The sequence below is a fragment of the Vibrio sp. M60_M70 genome (assembly GCF_037162085.1).
Classification (GTDB): Bacteria; Pseudomonadota; Gammaproteobacteria; order Enterobacterales; family Vibrionaceae; genus Vibrio; species Vibrio diabolicus.
In genome coordinates this window covers 819,111-835,438 of record NZ_JARLUL010000002.1, presented here as the reverse complement: position 1 = coordinate 835,438, position 16,328 = coordinate 819,111, and the positions used below count along the sequence as shown (strand labels likewise).

Here is a 16,328-nt window from a genome sequence, read left to right as displayed (position 1 = left end):
ATAGTAATTTACATAAAAATCATTCAAATTTAATTTCATCTATCTAAAGTCTGAATAGCCGTCTGCCGGTATAAATTCCACACCGACTAGCTTAGAATTTTTTATTTTTTCAACTAAACTTTTATGGAAAAAAACACACTTCAACCAACCAGGATCTATAACTACCTGCCTTCTATCTACTGGTATAGTCTGAATTAGTTTTTCATCTAATATAAGATTAAGAATACCACTAATCATCTCATCACCATTAGAATCCTTTCGGTACCTCTTGATCTTACTTTTAGATCTATCAATTAGCTTGATCTCATTGACAACTTGTAGCATAAGAAAATCATGTTCGCCTTTATCATGAAGTTTAATATCGATCCAATTAATCCCAAAAATGTTATTAAAATTTAATTTCGAAAATTCATTTTTCTTAATAGAGAAATTTGGCATCTCAAGTATATCTGGGATTTCATAATCATCTTGTGGAAAAAATTCGACTATCAAGGGAACAGGTGCTTTAGGGTAAGTAAAACTCGTTAAGGGTACTGAATCGATGTATTCATCTGGAAAACAGTAAATTGGGGAATTGACACACTCTCTTGCAAAAAAATATTCACTCATTTTCCAACCTCAAGTTTTCTAGGTTTCATAATCTTACCTTTTACATTCTTTATATTGTGTTTTTCTTCCGGTAGCTTGGAAGATCTACTTGGGCATGCGCTTCTTGATTTACTCTTGCTTTCTATATTATTCTCGCCTGCACAACCTATATCACTTGCCGGAGAGTAATCATGACCAAAAGTCGAAATTGTATATAAAAAGCTATCTAAACACACTAAAATGTCTTCAGAGACGTCGTCTAAATCAGACTGAAAGTGCCTTTTATTCCCTGATTTGCAATAATAGCCTCTTTTTGCACTTTCTTTTACACCTTTAATATCCCGATTAACCGACTTTATATACTTTATATCATCCAGCCGCAACTTAGACACTACAGGGTCAGGAACCTTTGTTACCGGAATTGATGTAAGTTCACCACTTTCAAGATCTGAACTTGTTTCCCAAAACTGTTCTTGCTCGGTCTTGAAGTCCAAACCTCCACCATGGCCAGACTTATGGACGTGTGTATTGACTTGACAAGCGATATCCGTTTTGGAAGGGAACATTACCCCATTTTTCCAGGTGTTTATATCATACTCATATGCTTCTCTGTATTTTTTCCACTCTGGAGTATCTAAGTTTTTAGTTGTTATGATGTGGTGAGCCTGAAGTCCGAACTGTCCGTCATCCCCCTTCAAACGTCCATCCGCCCATAAATGTTCATTGAAGCCCGACTTATAGTGCTTAGATTTAATTGCTTTTGCTAAAGCAGGCCCTGAACCTTTTATAAGACAATGTGTTTTTGCAGTTGAGTTTTTAGCCATGATGGTATTGACCTCTAATAAGCATCACATTTTTCTGGTTTTTTCTTACAAACGGGACAGACAAAATCTTTTTTATCTTTGTCCTCATTCGCCTTTGCGGAGTTCTTTCCTGACTGAGCAGACTCACCGGTATTATGTTTTACTCTTGCTGGGTAAGTTTTCTCGCCCTTACCTAAGATACGAGCAAAAAGATCATCAAACTCGCCCATCGCTTCTTTAAGCTTGTCCGGAACCATTTTATCGATGATTTTTACCTCATCCGCTAACTTCAAGAAATACGTACCGAGCTCATCTGCACCCATTCTGTTTGCGTATGAAGCCAGCTCAGTTGCCACTTCAATACAAGGTTTTAGAACATCGCTAACAATCTGGCTGGTTTGTTTCGCATAATCCATCCAATCTAACGTACGCAAGAACTTCTCTGGATCGCCTTTACCCATGCCTCTTAAAACAGCCAGTAAAGTATCTTTTGATGTTCCTTTTCCGCCTTTAAGGGCTACTTTACACGTACCTTTGACTGCACTACCAAATGTCGGGACACAACCGATAAGCGTTAATGAAAGAGCCAGCCAGTTTTCCGACTTTTCACGTTCTTCCTCATTCAACAACGTCATAATGTTCGCTGATAAATCGCGGACATCTGCTGCTTGATCGACAACAGGAATCATGGTCAGGGCCGTATTGGCAATGATCTGTTCTACGGAGGCATCATCGTTAAAGTCCCCAAGAATGACGCCCCAAACCCAGCTTGCAGCACCAGACATTCTCTTCCACGCATTCTCCCAGAAACCGACTTCTCCACGCTTAGCTTCTTCAATAATTAGCTGCGCGTTCGCACTTGGATTAAAGTTTGGATTGGTCTTGGTTGGGACATTTGGCATAAAATCGCGGCTGTCCTCGCCGTACTCTATAGCAAACTCCCCCGGAGCAACCCCACCAACCGATGCTTTACCGTTGTTGTCTAGTGTTCCTTCAAACACCGCGCCAGATTGATCTGTGAGAGTGTATGTTGCGCCTTGAACGGGTTCACCATCTGAGTATGAGAGATACAAATCAACCGTATACGTCCCTTCCTGGTCTTCCGTAACAGAAACCGATGGGTTTTGTGCGCCGCCAAGACACATGGTATTGGCTTTATTCATGGTCATTTGATCGGACAGGCGACATACGCCCTTACCTTCAAACTTAACCGTTGGTGAAGCTGAAATGAATTTTGCTTCGGCTTCTATCGTGCCTGAGGCAACGCCTTTTCTGTCACCGCCCGCATCGCCGGTACTTTTTGAGAACGTACTGCCCTTGATAGCAACACTGTTACCGCCATCCATAGAGACCGTCGTAGTCCCACCAGCAAGGTCTGCTGATTTAGCATTGTTGCCATAAGGGATAGGAACGACTGGCTTGCCGACCTTAGTTAAACAAACATCTGGGAGCGTTGCATTCGCTTCACCACCTGAGCCTTTATGAACTATCGAAAGTCCATTCGCACCAACTGTTACGCCCATAACCAATCCATTTGAATTTTATTGATTGAATGATAAAAGAGATCGCACATTGCAATCTCTCTAAATGACTAGTGAATTTCACTAAAAGACCAGTGATATTCACAGCAAACCTTAAAACTGGCAGAAGATCTCATTTTTAGATTTCTGGTTATCTATACACTTCAAGCAGTTGCTGGAATTTTAAGTCTATGACGATGTAGGTTGCCGCATACATAAGCGCAAACGTAATCGCACTAAGACTCAAGATCAGCTTGGGTGAAATTACCCTTTTTAACGGCTTCTTTAGGTATTTAGCTTTAAGGTTGATTAAAGAAACTTTTTCTTGTTCTGCTAGGCGGTCATCTCGCACTAATCGATAAATGGTGCTGCCAATTTCCGCTAACTTTTCGTTACCACGCTCTTCACGGCCGTACTTGCCTTGGAAACCAAGTTGAAGCAATAAATAGAGAAACTCTATAACGTGACGGTATTTGCGAGGGTCGGCTTTTAAGCGGTCGAGAATAACGAAAAACTTGTCACCACCAGATGTTTCGTTATGGAATTCAGACAGTAAGCTGTTCTGGCTCCAGTGACTATTTGCCCCCCATTCTTGCCGACAAACAGATTCATCAATCGCCGCACACAAGCAGTAACGAATAACAAGAACCGAAGCACGATCGAGCTCCATTTCATTAAGTTTTCGTTCACCTTTTCGAATCTCACGTGCCACTTGTTCACGAAATGGCATCGGGTCATCAAGCCAAGGGATCGAAGACATACAAGACAGACTGGCGATCAACCATGAGAATTGATCCACCAGCGGGTTAATACCCATGTTGTCGATAGATAGATCTTGTACTGCGATGTTTCTCGATAAGTCAGGCGCTGGCATTACCTCCATTGGTTTGCCAGGCTCTGGTTGGAATAAGACTACGGTGACGTCTGTTTCTGCGTAACTCATAGACGAACGGCCCAAAGTTGCAATGATAAGTTAGCGAAATCGCCCGCAACGTGAATCGCAATCGCAGCAGTGTTCTTCAATGCCATCCACTCTTCACTCGTTTTATCGAGCTCGAAATAGGTATAGCCAGCGTGATACGGCAGCGCGCGTGGCACAACTGGCATTGGTTTGATCTCAATCCCTGGCAGTTGAAGGTTAATCAAGTCGCGAATGTTATCGATTGAACCGATCTTCGTTTGGCTGACAAACTGCGTATGCAGGACATCCAAGGTAACGTCGGCTTTAACTGCAAGAATAAAGGTCGTCGTATCAATGATCTTATTGTCAGGGATCGCTGCCGTTCTGATGCCATAGTTCTGATCTTTTAAGGTCAGTGGAATTGCTCTTTGTTCAGACATCACGCTCAATGTCATTTTCGCACTGTCTAGAACGCGAGAAAGACAGCTAGTAAGATCACCATGATTGTATTTAGTAAACTCAATAGGTCGGCGTGTCGTCGAGCACAGCGTCGAAAGCTCGCCCTCTGCCTGAAGAAGAATTCGATACAAAGACTCAGGGTGTACAGCTTCTGTGTTTGCAAAATGCCAAAACAAGGGTTCGTATCTATTGAGCGCTTGCAGTAGCATAAAGTCAGAAACTGATGATACGCCTTGTTGATCCACCACTCCCAGTCGCTGAACTATGGATTCTGCGCGGTGCTTGAGCATAGAAGCAAACTCCGTCGCGAACTTATTAAGTACCGTAGATGCGTGAATATCAATACAGGTAGGAATGAAACTATCATCTAAGATCACGCTGCCATCTGGCTTCACTTCCGAGATCTTGAGGATCGGAATAGACGTGTAAGCACTTTTATCTTCATGGTCGTACATTAAGCAAAAGTTAAGCTTACCGACGACGATATTTGCCATGTCTTCCGAATCATAACAAGCATCAACCGCTTCTTGAGATTCCATCGTATAACGTGCACCGTCTTTTTTAGTGCCAAATAACTCAGAACGTTCCGATGGTAACGGACAGCACAAATAAACCACTTTATCGGCAATCGAAGGATCCACATCTTTCACTTCTGGTAGTTCAGCGAGCAGTGGAAGCTCAAATGGCGTGCGGTCTTGTAGGATGCCTTCTGCACGCGTAATACCAATTTTACCGAGGGCTAGCAGTTGTGAATTTATTTCCAAACGCTTAATCCCCCAATGTAAAGGAGATGCGTTGTTGCTCAACATGCTCGACAGTTTACTTTGCGAACGATCGAGTTGTTGAAAATGCTGCGGCTTCATGAACATTCCATCTTGCCAAACAACTGGATTGTATAAAGACATGTTTCTATCCCTTAAAAGTAAACCTGTTCAATGCCGCGAGTATTATCAGAAATTAACTCACTGCCTTCTAACTTGAGCTTGATGTAGTACTCGCTCTTCTCTTCAATGACTTCAACTTTACGCCATGACGAACCATCAATATCACGAAAGGCCACAGAAAAACCGACGGCACGAGTGTCAGGGTCTAGCGTTAGCATTTCATGAACTTTTCCACCTGGCTGTATTTGATATTCATAACGTTTGATGTACTCATCACCCAACGACGCTTTATCGTTTTCAAACAGCGCAAAAAAATCTAAGCTTCGGAATAAAACTGGCGAATTTAATTCGTGAAGGCGGAGAATGACCGGAGATGACTGCCCCCATCTCTCACATTGAGTACAGGTGACGCCTCAATAACCAATTCAATGGACGAAGTTTCTGGTGTGATACCCGTGGACTCTTTAAATTGATCCCACATGGAACAACCGGACAACATGGCAAATCCGAGTAATACGGCGATACTACGCATGGTTTCCTTAATCACTTTGTTATAGTTTTTCTTAATCAGCCCTTTTAAGGATGTTTCGTTGAGCAGGCGACGATTGTTAGAGTAGAAATCTAAATATTCGCCCCACAGTTTTGACTTCGTTGAGAACAAAGATTGACTCGCCACTTTGTTAGCAAATGCAACGGGATCGTTCGTCTCTGATTGTTCTAAAATGAGCTCATTCAGCGCTTTATTAAACGTGACTTGGTGGTCATTCAACTCATCAAGCATTTGTTCTACCAGTTCATTTGGAGCCAGTAGATGTTGGCTATTGAGAGTCAGCATCAGCTCCGCAATGTTAGAGTTAGACTCACTCGTACTCTGCTCTTCTTTCAAGGACTCTACTTCGTGTAATTCTTTCTGCAGGTTATCGATACATAAGCGCAAACAAGTGCCCATTTGTTTGAACAACTGAGCTTCATTCGTCATTAGCTCAGGATTTCTTATACCCAAACCATCAAAAAACGCTTGTGCTATATCTTGAGAACAGGCGGTTGCTTCGATTCCCGCTTGCTCTTTAGTCGTACTGTTTATCGTAGGTTCTACCGCAGGCATTTGCAGTTGCTGATTAGCTTGAGAAGAGGGAGTAAATGACTGTGTCATCTCTTCCCATTTTGAGCCTTTAGCAGTATGTTCGACGATCGTCTCGGTGGAGTTAGGTGCATGATGCTGTCTTTGAACTGCCCTATCTAGAATCGTCGTTTGGGGTTGAACCGTCTCTTCTGAGACAATATCTTCTCTATATGGCGTACCGTTCTCTACCCCTAACGAACCCTTTATTGATGCGTTACTCTTGGTCTCCGTAGCCATCCAATCTTCAGGGATGAGGCTTGACTGATCGAACTCGGAGTATATGCTGAAACTGTCATCGACCACCTGACGTGTGCTTTCCACCGTTTTAGGCTGTTCAGGTTCTGGATGCTCATCGTCACGAATTAAATAATCATCATCTCGCTGCATTGAAAAGTTAAGGTGCGCAACAGGATCATGACAATCAATGTCATCCTGTTTAGTCTCCATAAACAAATCTTCTAAAGCGCCTACTTTTTCTTCTTCTTCGACAACTGCGTCACCGAGGCTAACCAAAGGATCATTGGATACTCGCTCAGGGGCTATATCAGCGGCAATGTCTTGTGTCGAGGTAACATGCTCCAGAGAAACGCCAATTTCATATTGTCCTAAAGAAATAATATCGCCATCGACTATCGCAACAGGTTGATTTTTGAGTATTTTGTTTCCGTTAACCATAGTGCCATTAGTGGATACGTCACTAATATAGTAGGTATCTCCATACACACTGATCAGGCAATGAGTGCCTGATATAAAGCGGTTGTGATCGGTTAAAGACACACTACAACTTGGTGAACGCCCTATTGAACCACCACTCTCGGGCATTTCAATGTGCTTGACACCTGTGTATTCCTCTGGGCATTTAGAAATAAATAGAACTAGCTGATTTGAGTGCATCTATATACCTCAAAATAGCATAGAAACAGACAGTTCAAGCCCACCTATCCCATCATTGATAACTGGGAGAATATAAGAGGCTTGAGGAATGATTTGTATATGAGCATCTGGGTTACTACCTAGCTTAATGACTGTACCAACGGCGATAACTGCACCCAGCTCGAACTGATCGATGTCCTCGACACTCTTATAGCGGTAACCTTCTGGGTCAACTTGCCAACGGTTTGAATATTGTGAGTAACCTGCAGATAAACCAGCACCTACGTACGGTGTGAAAACGCTCCAAGAAGCCAGCGCATATTGCGGTACAACACGAAGTTCATAGTTAGTTACTTCTTGATATAGACCGCTAGCTGGCGCTTCGATATCTTCTGCTAGGTAGTTAAGCCCTAACCACCAGCGCCAACGGTTATTATTTTCATCAATAGGGCGAGAATGAACCAAGCCAAACCTTAGACTGTCTTGTTCACCACTGTTACCTTCTTCGTAATTAATGCTATCGATAGTCAACATACTGGCAGAGAGTCCATAACGCTCTCCCTTTGCGACTGCAAAAGAAGAAAATAGACACATGGCTGAAATCAGCCCGATTTGACTTGGTTTTAGCATTTCGTCCCTCTAGGAAAACCGATATTCTACTTAGAGGCGAAAGATATCAATTATATTCTCTTTTTCAATACGCCTAAAAAAACACCTATAACTTAATACATTTCAACTATAGGGTTGGTTATTTTACCTACAAACAAAAACTAATGGACCGAACTGAGTTAAAGCAATGAGCCTGTAAACCTATTTAATTAAATAAAAATTAAGAAGGCTCTACCACCAATTTAAGAGGGCTAATTTAAAGAACACAAGCGAACAAAAAACAGACAAAGTTAACAATTTAGTCACATTTATTAACTCAAAAGATCGACTTCGTCATATATAAGGCTCTCCTTAAAAACAAATCGAACTATTGACATTAATATTATGAACAAAGATCACACTAAGGATAATTTAATTTATTTTTTAAGTGTTTTTATTATCTAAACAACTTCTTTTATCTATAGAATCACTTCGGTAATGCACTGCTTACAATTTAATATAACAGCAGTGGAGTCCTATATACCTTAATACTTCTATATGATCAGTTGGAATTTGCCTTATGTTTTTTAGCGACTTCGCTCGAAGACCAATCGATGAAAATAACCCAAGCGGCTCTAACCCTAATGCCTCTGAAGACTTTGACGAAATAAAACGTCAAATAAATAATCTTAATAAAGTTACCGGAAGAGTCTCTTGGAAAACGGTTCAAACACTCTCAAAAAAATCTTGAGCACTCACGCTAAAGACTTACGTTGTTGCTGCTACTTCACGGTCGCATCAACATATAACGATGGTCTAAGAGGCCTTGTTGAAGGGTTAAATTCATTGCTTGATGTGTGTGTCGTCTATTGGAACACCGCATACCCTGAACATTCAAAGTCAAAAGCACGAATGAGCGCAATTGAATGGATGGTGGAGCATACTGAAAAACGTATTAATAAGCACCGTGCGTTGCCGGAAGAACTTCCACTGATTGAAGCTGCGCACCAGTTGTGTTTAAGAATAGAGGAAGAGCTTCGCCTTCATTACGGTATTCAAGCGCCTTCATTTGGTCGCATTCGTCGTATCTTAAATCAATGGGCTGAACAGATAAAAGAACAACAACATGCCATAGAGTTACGCGAGAAAAAACAAGCAAATACTAACGCTGCTTCCGCACAGGCAACACCTGAAATTAAAGTGAATGTATCTCCCTCTCCTGCCCCGGACTCGCCATCCCCCCTCAATAACAGTGAAAAAACGACCCCAACAAAGTCCGGCCGATTTATGATCTACTTCATCATTGGCTTGATTGTTACGGCGATATGTTCACATTTTGTTTACGAACAACAACGCTATCGAACGCTGGAGCAAAAAATTAGTCAAGCTTCACTTAATGAACTTGTAAAGTTGGTCGCCTCGTTAGATTACGAAAATAAAAAATATGCCCAGTCACTGAAAACACCAACTATTAATCGCGTAGATATTATGATGAATAACTGGTTTTTAGACTCGGCCAAAGTAAGTAACGTCAGCGAGCTCGATAGCTTGACCAATGAATTAATCGCAATCTATCCAGATTCATCTTCTGCCCAGCAGCTACGTCAAAACTTTTTGACACAGAGCGCCCATTTAGAAGACCAGTTTATGGATGTGTATAAGCGATTCTCAGACGCAAGAACGGTGTTTGCCAACGTAGCTAGACAGAATGTAGATAAGAACTCTAAAACGGCGTACGAATATAGTAACTCACTATTCCCGCTTCTAGGTCGTATTGAATACGCTGAAAAGTATTCACAGCAAAAGGAAATTGACCGCGCAACCCTTTTACTGAACATCTACCTATATAAATTGAGTCAGCTACAAGCTGAAAAAACTGACAATAAATAACAATACAATTAAAGAAGTTTTAGGCTTATGTTCAAACAAAAACTGTTTAGAAATCCAGTTGTGATTTCTACTATATTAACGCTTTTAGTGGCGATAACCATTACCGCTATTTATCTTCTTTTTCTAAAAGATGCAGATAAACTGTATCTTTGGCTGAGCCTTGGTGTTATCGCCATTTTCTACGTCACTTTTCAATTCACACTATGGTTGAAAAAAAGAACAGCGCTAAAGCTCAAAATTTGGAAACTGAGGAAGAAGCTCTTTCTATGGTTATCCAACCTCTTCTTGCTAACTCAGGCAAGAAACCAATTTATCTGATGCTTGGTAATAAAGGGTCAGGGCGACGTCAATTTTTATTTAATTCTAGTGCAATTAAACCAATGGATCGCACGAGAACCGCTAAGAATGATTTTTTTGAATGGTACGAATCTGACAGCGCTGTATACATCAAACCTGACCAACGCTTAGTGTTTCAAGAAATATCAAGCAGTGATGCTTCTTTATGGAATACATTCATCGAAGAAGTGATTCGCCACCGACCTAGAAAACCATTTTCTGGCTGTTTATTCTTCATCGACTTCGAGTTCATGATCGTCTCTGAGCCAGAACAAAAAGAGTACACTATTTCGTCGTTATTGGAGCGCTTGAGCACTATCAACTCTAAAACGTCGTCAGCATTACCAATTTATCTAATTATGTCGAAGCTAGACAAGTTAGATGGATTTAAAGAATACATGCACTTTAGCTCTCTTAAGACACGTGTAGAGTTCCTTTCTATCCCACTGAAAGAGGCCAAAGGTGTTTTTTCAGAATACTATCGTGATAGTTACCGAAATCTAGTTAAAGTGCTTGAAAGTAACGCGCTAGATGCATCAGCTAACTCAACAGATATCGACGAGAAACAGGCAATTCTCGCTTTCCCTAAGCAGTTTGAGCTATGTCAGTCTGAAGTCAGCTATGTTCTAGAGCGTCTGTGTGATGTTAACAACGGTGTTTATTCGCTAGATATCCGTGAAATTTTCTTTAGCTCAAGTTTACAAGGCGGTCGTAAATACAATTTACTAGCAAAAAGTTGTAGTAACTACTTCAACTTACCAATTATCGCCTCTGAGCATACCCAGTTGACGGAAACACCGTATTTTTCTCGCTTTCTGATTGATTCGCAAATATTGCCTGAAAGCGATTTTGCGGGAGAAAACAAGACGTATCTTCGTCTAATTCAGAGACAAAGCCGTTTAGCCATACTCGGCTCCATTATTCTGCTTGCTGGCGGTAGTTACTTTTTTGCAACTACGTTAGACAGTAACTTACATGTGATGAATCAACTACTAAGTATTGATGACAAATCACAAGCAGAGCACGATGCAAGATTTAGTGAGCTTTTAGAAAATGCAACCAAAGCGATAGAACCGTCTTATGGGGCATGGCTTAAAGGTTCTAAGGCTTTAGATGAGGAAATATTACCACTCAATATTAGCCGTTTGGATCAAAGCACTCGCATTGCCTACGAAGCGTTACTTAAGGAAGTCGCTCAGCAGCTAATACCTCTGATTGAGAAAGGTTACCGCCTACAATTAGCACAAAGTCAAAACGCTTTCACGCGCGCTTTACCTCTATTGAAGGGGTATTTAATGCTTAACGATCCATCTAAGCGTGATATCCGTTTTTTACGTCATCAAACACTCCAAATGATGAGTGATTTGAGTAACCAAAGTGACGTCGTTGATCAGGCCATGCGCTACTTAGACGCCTACTTTCGCACACAATTTGCTCCAATCGATATCAACATGGATCTTGTTCGTGCAACACGTCGCTCATTACTTGCAAATTCGAATGTCGACCTCGTGTATGCAGGCATTTTAAACGAAGCAAGCTCTATTGATTTAGGAACATTAGATCTGCAACGAGCCGTCGGTTTTGAGTTTAGCAATGTATTTAATACGCCAATCGATAGCGAACGCTTAATCGTCGATAAGATCTATACCTCCACTGGTTTCAGCACCTTTTATCGACCACGCGTGGACTTAATGTCACAACGAGTAATCAGCGACAACTGGGTTCTAGGTCTATCGCAACATGTCATCCCTACCAACGAAGAGCAAGAAGCCTTTAAAGAAGAAGTGCGAAAAAAATATACTGATGACTACATCAATAACTGGCGTAATGCGCTGAGTGAGCTCAAAGTCCAAAACTATGACAACGTTGGTGACCTGACCAACGCGATAGACTTAATCTCTGGGCCTTCTTCACCAATGACAACGGTATTGAAGCAGGTCTATGCCAACACACAATTTTCACCCGTTGGCGAAAAAAGCGCTCTAATTTCAAAACTGGACCCGAAACTCGCGGCAGCAGCAGATTCTGCATCAGATGCCGTAGAAGAAGTGGTAAAGCCTGATTACTTGCTAATGCAACGTGTTGAGCAAGCCTTTCACCTATTAAACCAGCTTCAAGTGAGTGAGACACCAAACTCCCCTACTCCTTGGGATGAGACCGTTGCAGCTTTGAGCCGTGTTCGCACCTACATGAAAGACATCGCCGACGCGCCAGATCCACAAATGGCGGCGCTAGCAGCAGCACAGCATCGAATGAACAGTACTGAGGCGGACCCATTAATCAAACTTAAACAGATTGCACAAAAATCACCAGAACCCGTTCGCAGCTGGTTACTAGATGTGGTTCAGCAAAGCTGGTCAGTAATGATTACAGAGTCTGCAAAAGGCATTCAAACTCAGTGGTACAGTGAAATTTATACCAAATTTAAAGAGATTGGATTGGGGAAATATCCATTTGACCTAACAGCGACCGAGGAAATCTCAATTGAAGATTTCGAATTGCTATTTGCTTCAGGTGGCTTGTTAGACACATTTATTCAGAAAAACTTTGCACCGTTCTACGATACGAACTTGTGGACGCCAAAGCAGGTAGATGGTGAGACGATGCCAATCTCTCCAGCTCTGCTAGTGCAACTACGCAACTATAATGTCATTCGAGATACATTAATTAATAAAAGCACCAACCGAGTTCATATTCCGTTTAGTGCAAGAGTACTCGACCTTGACTCTAGTGCAATTAGAGCCAGTTTAAAAATTGCAGATACCAATATGAGTTACTACCACGGTCCAAGCCGAATTCGTGAAATGGCCTGGCCACCGCAAAATGGTGACTTCAATATTAGTATCACACTCCAGGATGTAACAGACGAAGGTAGACAGCACGTTTTAAATAAGAGTGGTCAATGGGCGATATACAGATTGCTAGGTGACTCGACCTTGACAAACACTCATAACGGCAGCTTTGTCAGTGACATAAAAGTGTCAGGGAGGGACTTAAGCTTACGCATCACTCCATTGACGCAGAAAAACCCATTCACTCTTGCTGAGCTATATAACTTTACGCTTCCAGAGTCGATTAAATAACAATATAAAAACAAAATAGGCAGAACACATGATTTCAAACATGACTTTACAAGGTTTAGATAAATTAGATCGAAAAATACTTTCAAGTCTATTGTCAAACGGGCGTGAGTCTATTGCGAATCTATCTCGAAACATTGGTTTGTCTCGTACAGCAGTAGCAGAAAGGATTAATCGTTTAGAAAAGACCGGTATTATCAAAGGCTATACCGCACAAATTCGTGTAGAAAACGAAGGGCGCAAAGCCGCAAGCTATCTATTGATATCTTGTGAAAAGGGTAAGAAAAATGATGTAACAAATGCGCTTAAAGAAATCCCTGAGGTTCGCTTAACAAGCGTTGTTGGTGGCAACTTTGATATTATTGCCCTAATTGAAGCGCCCGATCTGCAGTCTATTCATCATCTTTGTAACGAAATTGAGTCATTTAACGGGATTCAAAGGCTTGATACTACCGTCGTACTTCACCAGCCGATCAGCCGTTAAGCTTTTCTGACCTTTTTGATGACAACATAAAAAGCCGCTCGTAGAGCGGCTTTCTTATATGCTTCCGATAACTCGGATTTTGGCATCTTTATCACTTGGGTTACCTAACCAGAATGTTTGTCCTAAGTGGTTCCCTTCCCCATTACCTAGCTTATTCTCTGGAATACTATCTAAGTTAACTGTCAACTTTAAGTCCCACGACATCGGGTCACGCAAAATGAAACGCATCAGGCCAACCAGTGTTTTGTGTAACTCACCATCGTAGGAAAACTGCTTAAATGTTTCAAAATCGATGCTGTCGATGCAGAGATTAAATTTGCCGTTTAAGTCCGCAATGCTTTGTCCTAAGTGCAAATTTTGCCCTAATATGCAATTAGCACGGTTGAGTTTATTCCGTTGGCTTTCTGCGATTTCTACGCGGCGATATACCCACTCTTCAATGCGCACACTAGGCAACGAGAAGTAATGCGAAACAATACCGGAAATCAGCTTCGGCGAACGCGTACGCGTAGAAAGTTGGTTTACATAAGACAGTATTTTCGCTCGATCTAACTCTGCGACCTTACTATCTTGCATTACGCTAGATAGGCCCGCCAAGTGCAGAATACGTCCAGAGAAGGCATCACTTGCCCCGCTTTGGTACTGCACGTGATATCGGTATTTCTTCCAAACCCGATACAACAAACTGGTGTACCGATTATGGAAAAAATCAAAGAAATCTTTTACCGGATTGTCTTCAGGATCTCGCCCTGCCAGTTTCTCAGTATAAGAAGCAGGAAGTGGTGAGCTTGAACCATGCAAGCCAAGAAAGTTGGTTTCGACTCTAGAATACTGCTGGCCATTTCTCTCCATATGAGCAATAAAGTCCATATCGCTCTTTGGAAAAGATAAGTTTGGCGAAACGCTGAACTCAATACGTTCTTGGTGGAAGTACTTGTTCTCACCGACGGCGACAAAGTTAGAGTTCGGCTCTAGTTGATAATGCTTCTCTAGCAGCAAGACTGCTTGATAGAAACTAAACTCATTCGACTTATCAGAAAGTGTATTAATCATAGTATCGTCTGCTGTCCGATAAGACTTGCCCAGTTATAAACCTCGCCTGTCGCTTCATCAAACACTTCCAGTTCGGTAAAGGAGTTCACACTCGAGTACAAACGGATGAATTCGTTAAGCACCGTCGCCATCAAGAACATGTCGCCTTCATTGACAAAAAATTTGGAATTGGTGACCAACTTAAACTGATTGCCGCGTACCGAAACGCCACGAAACACACGGTCGATTGGTTTCATTTCCGAAGAGATAACCCCATCAAGTCGATGAATGGATGCGCGGTGCGCTTGTCTGTCAACACGAGAGTGGAAATCATAGGTAGAGAGAAGCACTTTAAGTACATCAATATTTGCCAGCGATAAGTAGTTGAGTGACATATTCGCAATTAACTGCCACTGAAGCTCACCATTCACTTGCGGACTGACCGATTGAGTGGGCTTGGTAATATTCCTAAACGTCGCATAGGTCGGTGATTTATGAGTCGCGTAAGTGATGTCCCCCACTGACAAACGTTCCGCCAAATCTGCGTTACTACATTGCAGTTTCATGAGTACCGTTTCTGTTCCCAGTTCCGCAATGTCCCCATTATGAGTATGAAATGATATGTAGCGTTCAAGGCCTCTACCGCTTACACGCTCAGCGACTTTAGATTTGTAGAACTCGCGCTTATCTCGTTGGTTAATTTGATGCTCAAATGATTCAAATTCAATCAGAGACTTTCGACGACGCTCGTCTTTACTCCAGCTTTCCACTTGCTCAATGGAATAGACTTCGTAATGCTCCTGAGTGTTGCTTTGCGGACGTACCTTGTACTCGTTACGTCGGTGCTCTAAACGAATTGGATCGCCATCTTTTTCAAATAAATTAACGGCAGGCGTACAGTGCAACTTCAAGTGTTTATCTTTAAGCACCACTTCTGACGGTAATGCACGCTTAAAGTGGAATTTGATTTTGACCGTGCTACGTTGTGGAATGCCTTTTAGCCACTCTAAGCCTTTAATGTCGAAGAACATGAACTTATCTGGCAAAGAGAAGAATTCTTGCAGCAAACGATAGCCTGCAAATGAATTTTTGCTGTAAGGCAGGAGCGCTTCGTCCTCTTCATGCCCAACTGGCTTAACGTATTCTGGCCCTAAGCGATGTTTGTAACCACCACCAACATCTAATTCGACATAATCTAGGTAACGGAACAGCCATAAAAAGACAGTTCGAGTAATATGAATCTCGCCATGCAGGTGTAATCGCAGCGTGTCTAAACCGATCCGAGACAGTTCAAGACCATGCTCCGTCGATAAAGTCACATCAATCATCGAACTGGTGCGGCTGTTGGTCTGTTCGATGTTAGTGATCGTAATTGGGTATAGATTGACGTCGTAACAAGTACGGAACAAACATTGCGTGCCCTCTACCTGTTCACTCGCCATTTCTGCGCCACGTTTCACCACGGTTTTCTCAGTAACACTTCCGGTATGCGGTTTTAGTTCGCTAATGCACAAAGACGGAATCGAACGCATGTAATGTGGCCACAGCAAAGTCATCAGAGATTGCGTCAGCTCAGGCAGTTCATCATCAATCTTCTCGCGGATTCGACCTGTCAGAAAGGCAAAACCTTCGAGCAGTCGTTCGACATCTGGGTCAAAGGTTCCCTCAGAGAGAAAGTGAGTTAACTTTGGATGATATTTGGCAAACTCACTACCCGACTCACGCAAATACGTGAGTTCATCTTGAAAGTATTTACTGTTACTCAAG

The 16,328-nt window shown here is 42.0% G+C and carries 9 protein-coding genes and 4 pseudogenes; 3 read left to right on the top strand and 10 right to left on the bottom strand.

The genetic code is table 11. The features are described from left to right. Positions 1–39: 39 nt before the first annotated feature. The 8 genes and pseudogenes from P4S59_RS19415 to P4S59_RS19380 all read right to left on the bottom strand — a co-directional run bounded on the left by P4S59_RS19415 (position 40) and on the right by P4S59_RS19380 (position 7,781). Positions 40–609: a hypothetical protein gene (locus P4S59_RS19415; protein ID WP_085343941.1), complete on the bottom strand. Its 570-nt coding sequence runs from the start codon at positions 607–609 to the stop codon at positions 40–42. Then, positions 606–1,412: an AHH domain-containing protein gene (locus P4S59_RS19410; RefSeq protein ID WP_085343942.1), complete on the bottom strand. Its 807-nt coding sequence runs from the start codon at positions 1,410–1,412 to the stop codon at positions 606–608. Before P4S59_RS19410 ends, P4S59_RS19415 begins: the two co-directional genes overlap by 4 nt. A 14-nt stretch (positions 1,413–1,426) precedes the next feature. Then, positions 1,427–2,914, bottom strand: a complete 1,488-nt coding sequence (locus P4S59_RS19405; protein ID WP_258642032.1) for a PAAR-like domain-containing protein — start codon at positions 2,912–2,914, stop codon at positions 1,427–1,429. Positions 2,915–3,062: 148 nt separating this feature from the next. Continuing rightward, positions 3,063–3,854: a type IVB secretion system protein IcmH/DotU gene (gene icmH / locus P4S59_RS19400; RefSeq protein ID WP_006741083.1), complete on the bottom strand. Its 792-nt coding sequence runs from the start codon at positions 3,852–3,854 to the stop codon at positions 3,063–3,065. Beyond that, entirely contained in the window at positions 3,851–5,176 is a 1,326-nt protein-coding gene (gene tssK, locus P4S59_RS19395; protein ID WP_337168891.1) for a type VI secretion system baseplate subunit TssK, read from the bottom strand. Before tssK ends, icmH begins: the two co-directional genes overlap by 4 nt. An 11-nt stretch (positions 5,177–5,187) precedes the next feature. Further along, positions 5,188–5,687: pseudogene (tssJ, locus tag P4S59_RS19390) on the bottom strand (type VI secretion system lipoprotein TssJ). Positions 5,688–5,693: 6 nt separating this feature from the next. Then, positions 5,694–7,172, bottom strand: a pseudogene (gene tagH, locus P4S59_RS19385) (type VI secretion system-associated FHA domain protein TagH); the annotation flags it as partial. A gap of 9 nt (positions 7,173–7,181) precedes the next feature. After that, a complete protein-coding gene (locus P4S59_RS19380; protein ID WP_337168889.1) occupies positions 7,182–7,781 on the bottom strand; it encodes a hypothetical protein in 600 nt (199 codons plus the stop codon). A gap of 538 nt (positions 7,782–8,319) precedes the next feature. Here P4S59_RS19380 and P4S59_RS19375 point away from each other — a divergent pair. The 3 genes and pseudogenes from P4S59_RS19375 (at position 8,320) to P4S59_RS19365 (ending at position 13,529) form a co-directional block, all read left to right on the top strand. Beyond that, positions 8,320–9,629, top strand: a pseudogene (locus tag P4S59_RS19375) (type VI secretion system ImpA family N-terminal domain-containing protein). A gap of 27 nt (positions 9,630–9,656) precedes the next feature. Beyond that, a pseudogene (gene tssM / locus P4S59_RS19370) lies at positions 9,657–13,048 on the top strand (type VI secretion system membrane subunit TssM). 28 nt (positions 13,049–13,076) lie between these two features. Continuing rightward, positions 13,077–13,529: an Lrp/AsnC family transcriptional regulator gene (locus P4S59_RS19365; protein ID WP_005373369.1), complete on the top strand. Its 453-nt coding sequence runs from the start codon at positions 13,077–13,079 to the stop codon at positions 13,527–13,529. A 54-nt stretch (positions 13,530–13,583) separates the two neighbouring features. On the opposite strand, the gene tssG is transcribed toward P4S59_RS19365, so the two are convergent. Beyond that, positions 13,584–14,582: a type VI secretion system baseplate subunit TssG gene (tssG, locus tag P4S59_RS19360; protein ID WP_006741089.1), complete on the bottom strand. Its 999-nt coding sequence runs from the start codon at positions 14,580–14,582 to the stop codon at positions 13,584–13,586. Beyond that, positions 14,579–16,327: a type VI secretion system baseplate subunit TssF gene (gene tssF / locus P4S59_RS19355; RefSeq protein ID WP_006741090.1), complete on the bottom strand. Its 1,749-nt coding sequence runs from the start codon at positions 16,325–16,327 to the stop codon at positions 14,579–14,581. Before tssF ends, tssG begins: the two co-directional genes overlap by 4 nt. Between the last annotated feature and the right edge of the window lies 1 nt (position 16,328).

Bases quoted from the DNA above. Each gene is read 5' to 3' on its own strand.
- P4S59_RS19410 (WP_085343942.1), bottom strand. From the start codon at position 1,412: ATGGCTAAAAACTCAACTGCAAAAACACATTGTCTTATAAAAGGTTCA.
- P4S59_RS19380 (WP_337168889.1), bottom strand. From the start codon at position 7,781: ATGCTAAAACCAAGTCAAATCGGGCTGATTTCAGCCATGTGTCTATTT.
- P4S59_RS19415 (WP_085343941.1), bottom strand. From the start codon at position 609: ATGAGTGAATATTTTTTTGCAAGAGAGTGTGTCAATTCCCCAATTTAC.
- P4S59_RS19365 (WP_005373369.1), top strand. From the start codon at position 13,077: ATGATTTCAAACATGACTTTACAAGGTTTAGATAAATTAGATCGAAAA.
- icmH (WP_006741083.1), bottom strand. From the start codon at position 3,854: ATGAGTTACGCAGAAACAGACGTCACCGTAGTCTTATTCCAACCAGAG.
- tssK (WP_337168891.1), bottom strand. From the start codon at position 5,176: ATGTCTTTATACAATCCAGTTGTTTGGCAAGATGGAATGTTCATGAAG.
- tssG (WP_006741089.1), bottom strand. From the start codon at position 14,582: ATGATTAATACACTTTCTGATAAGTCGAATGAGTTTAGTTTCTATCAA.
- P4S59_RS19405 (WP_258642032.1), bottom strand. From the start codon at position 2,914: ATGGGCGTAACAGTTGGTGCGAATGGACTTTCGATAGTTCATAAAGGC.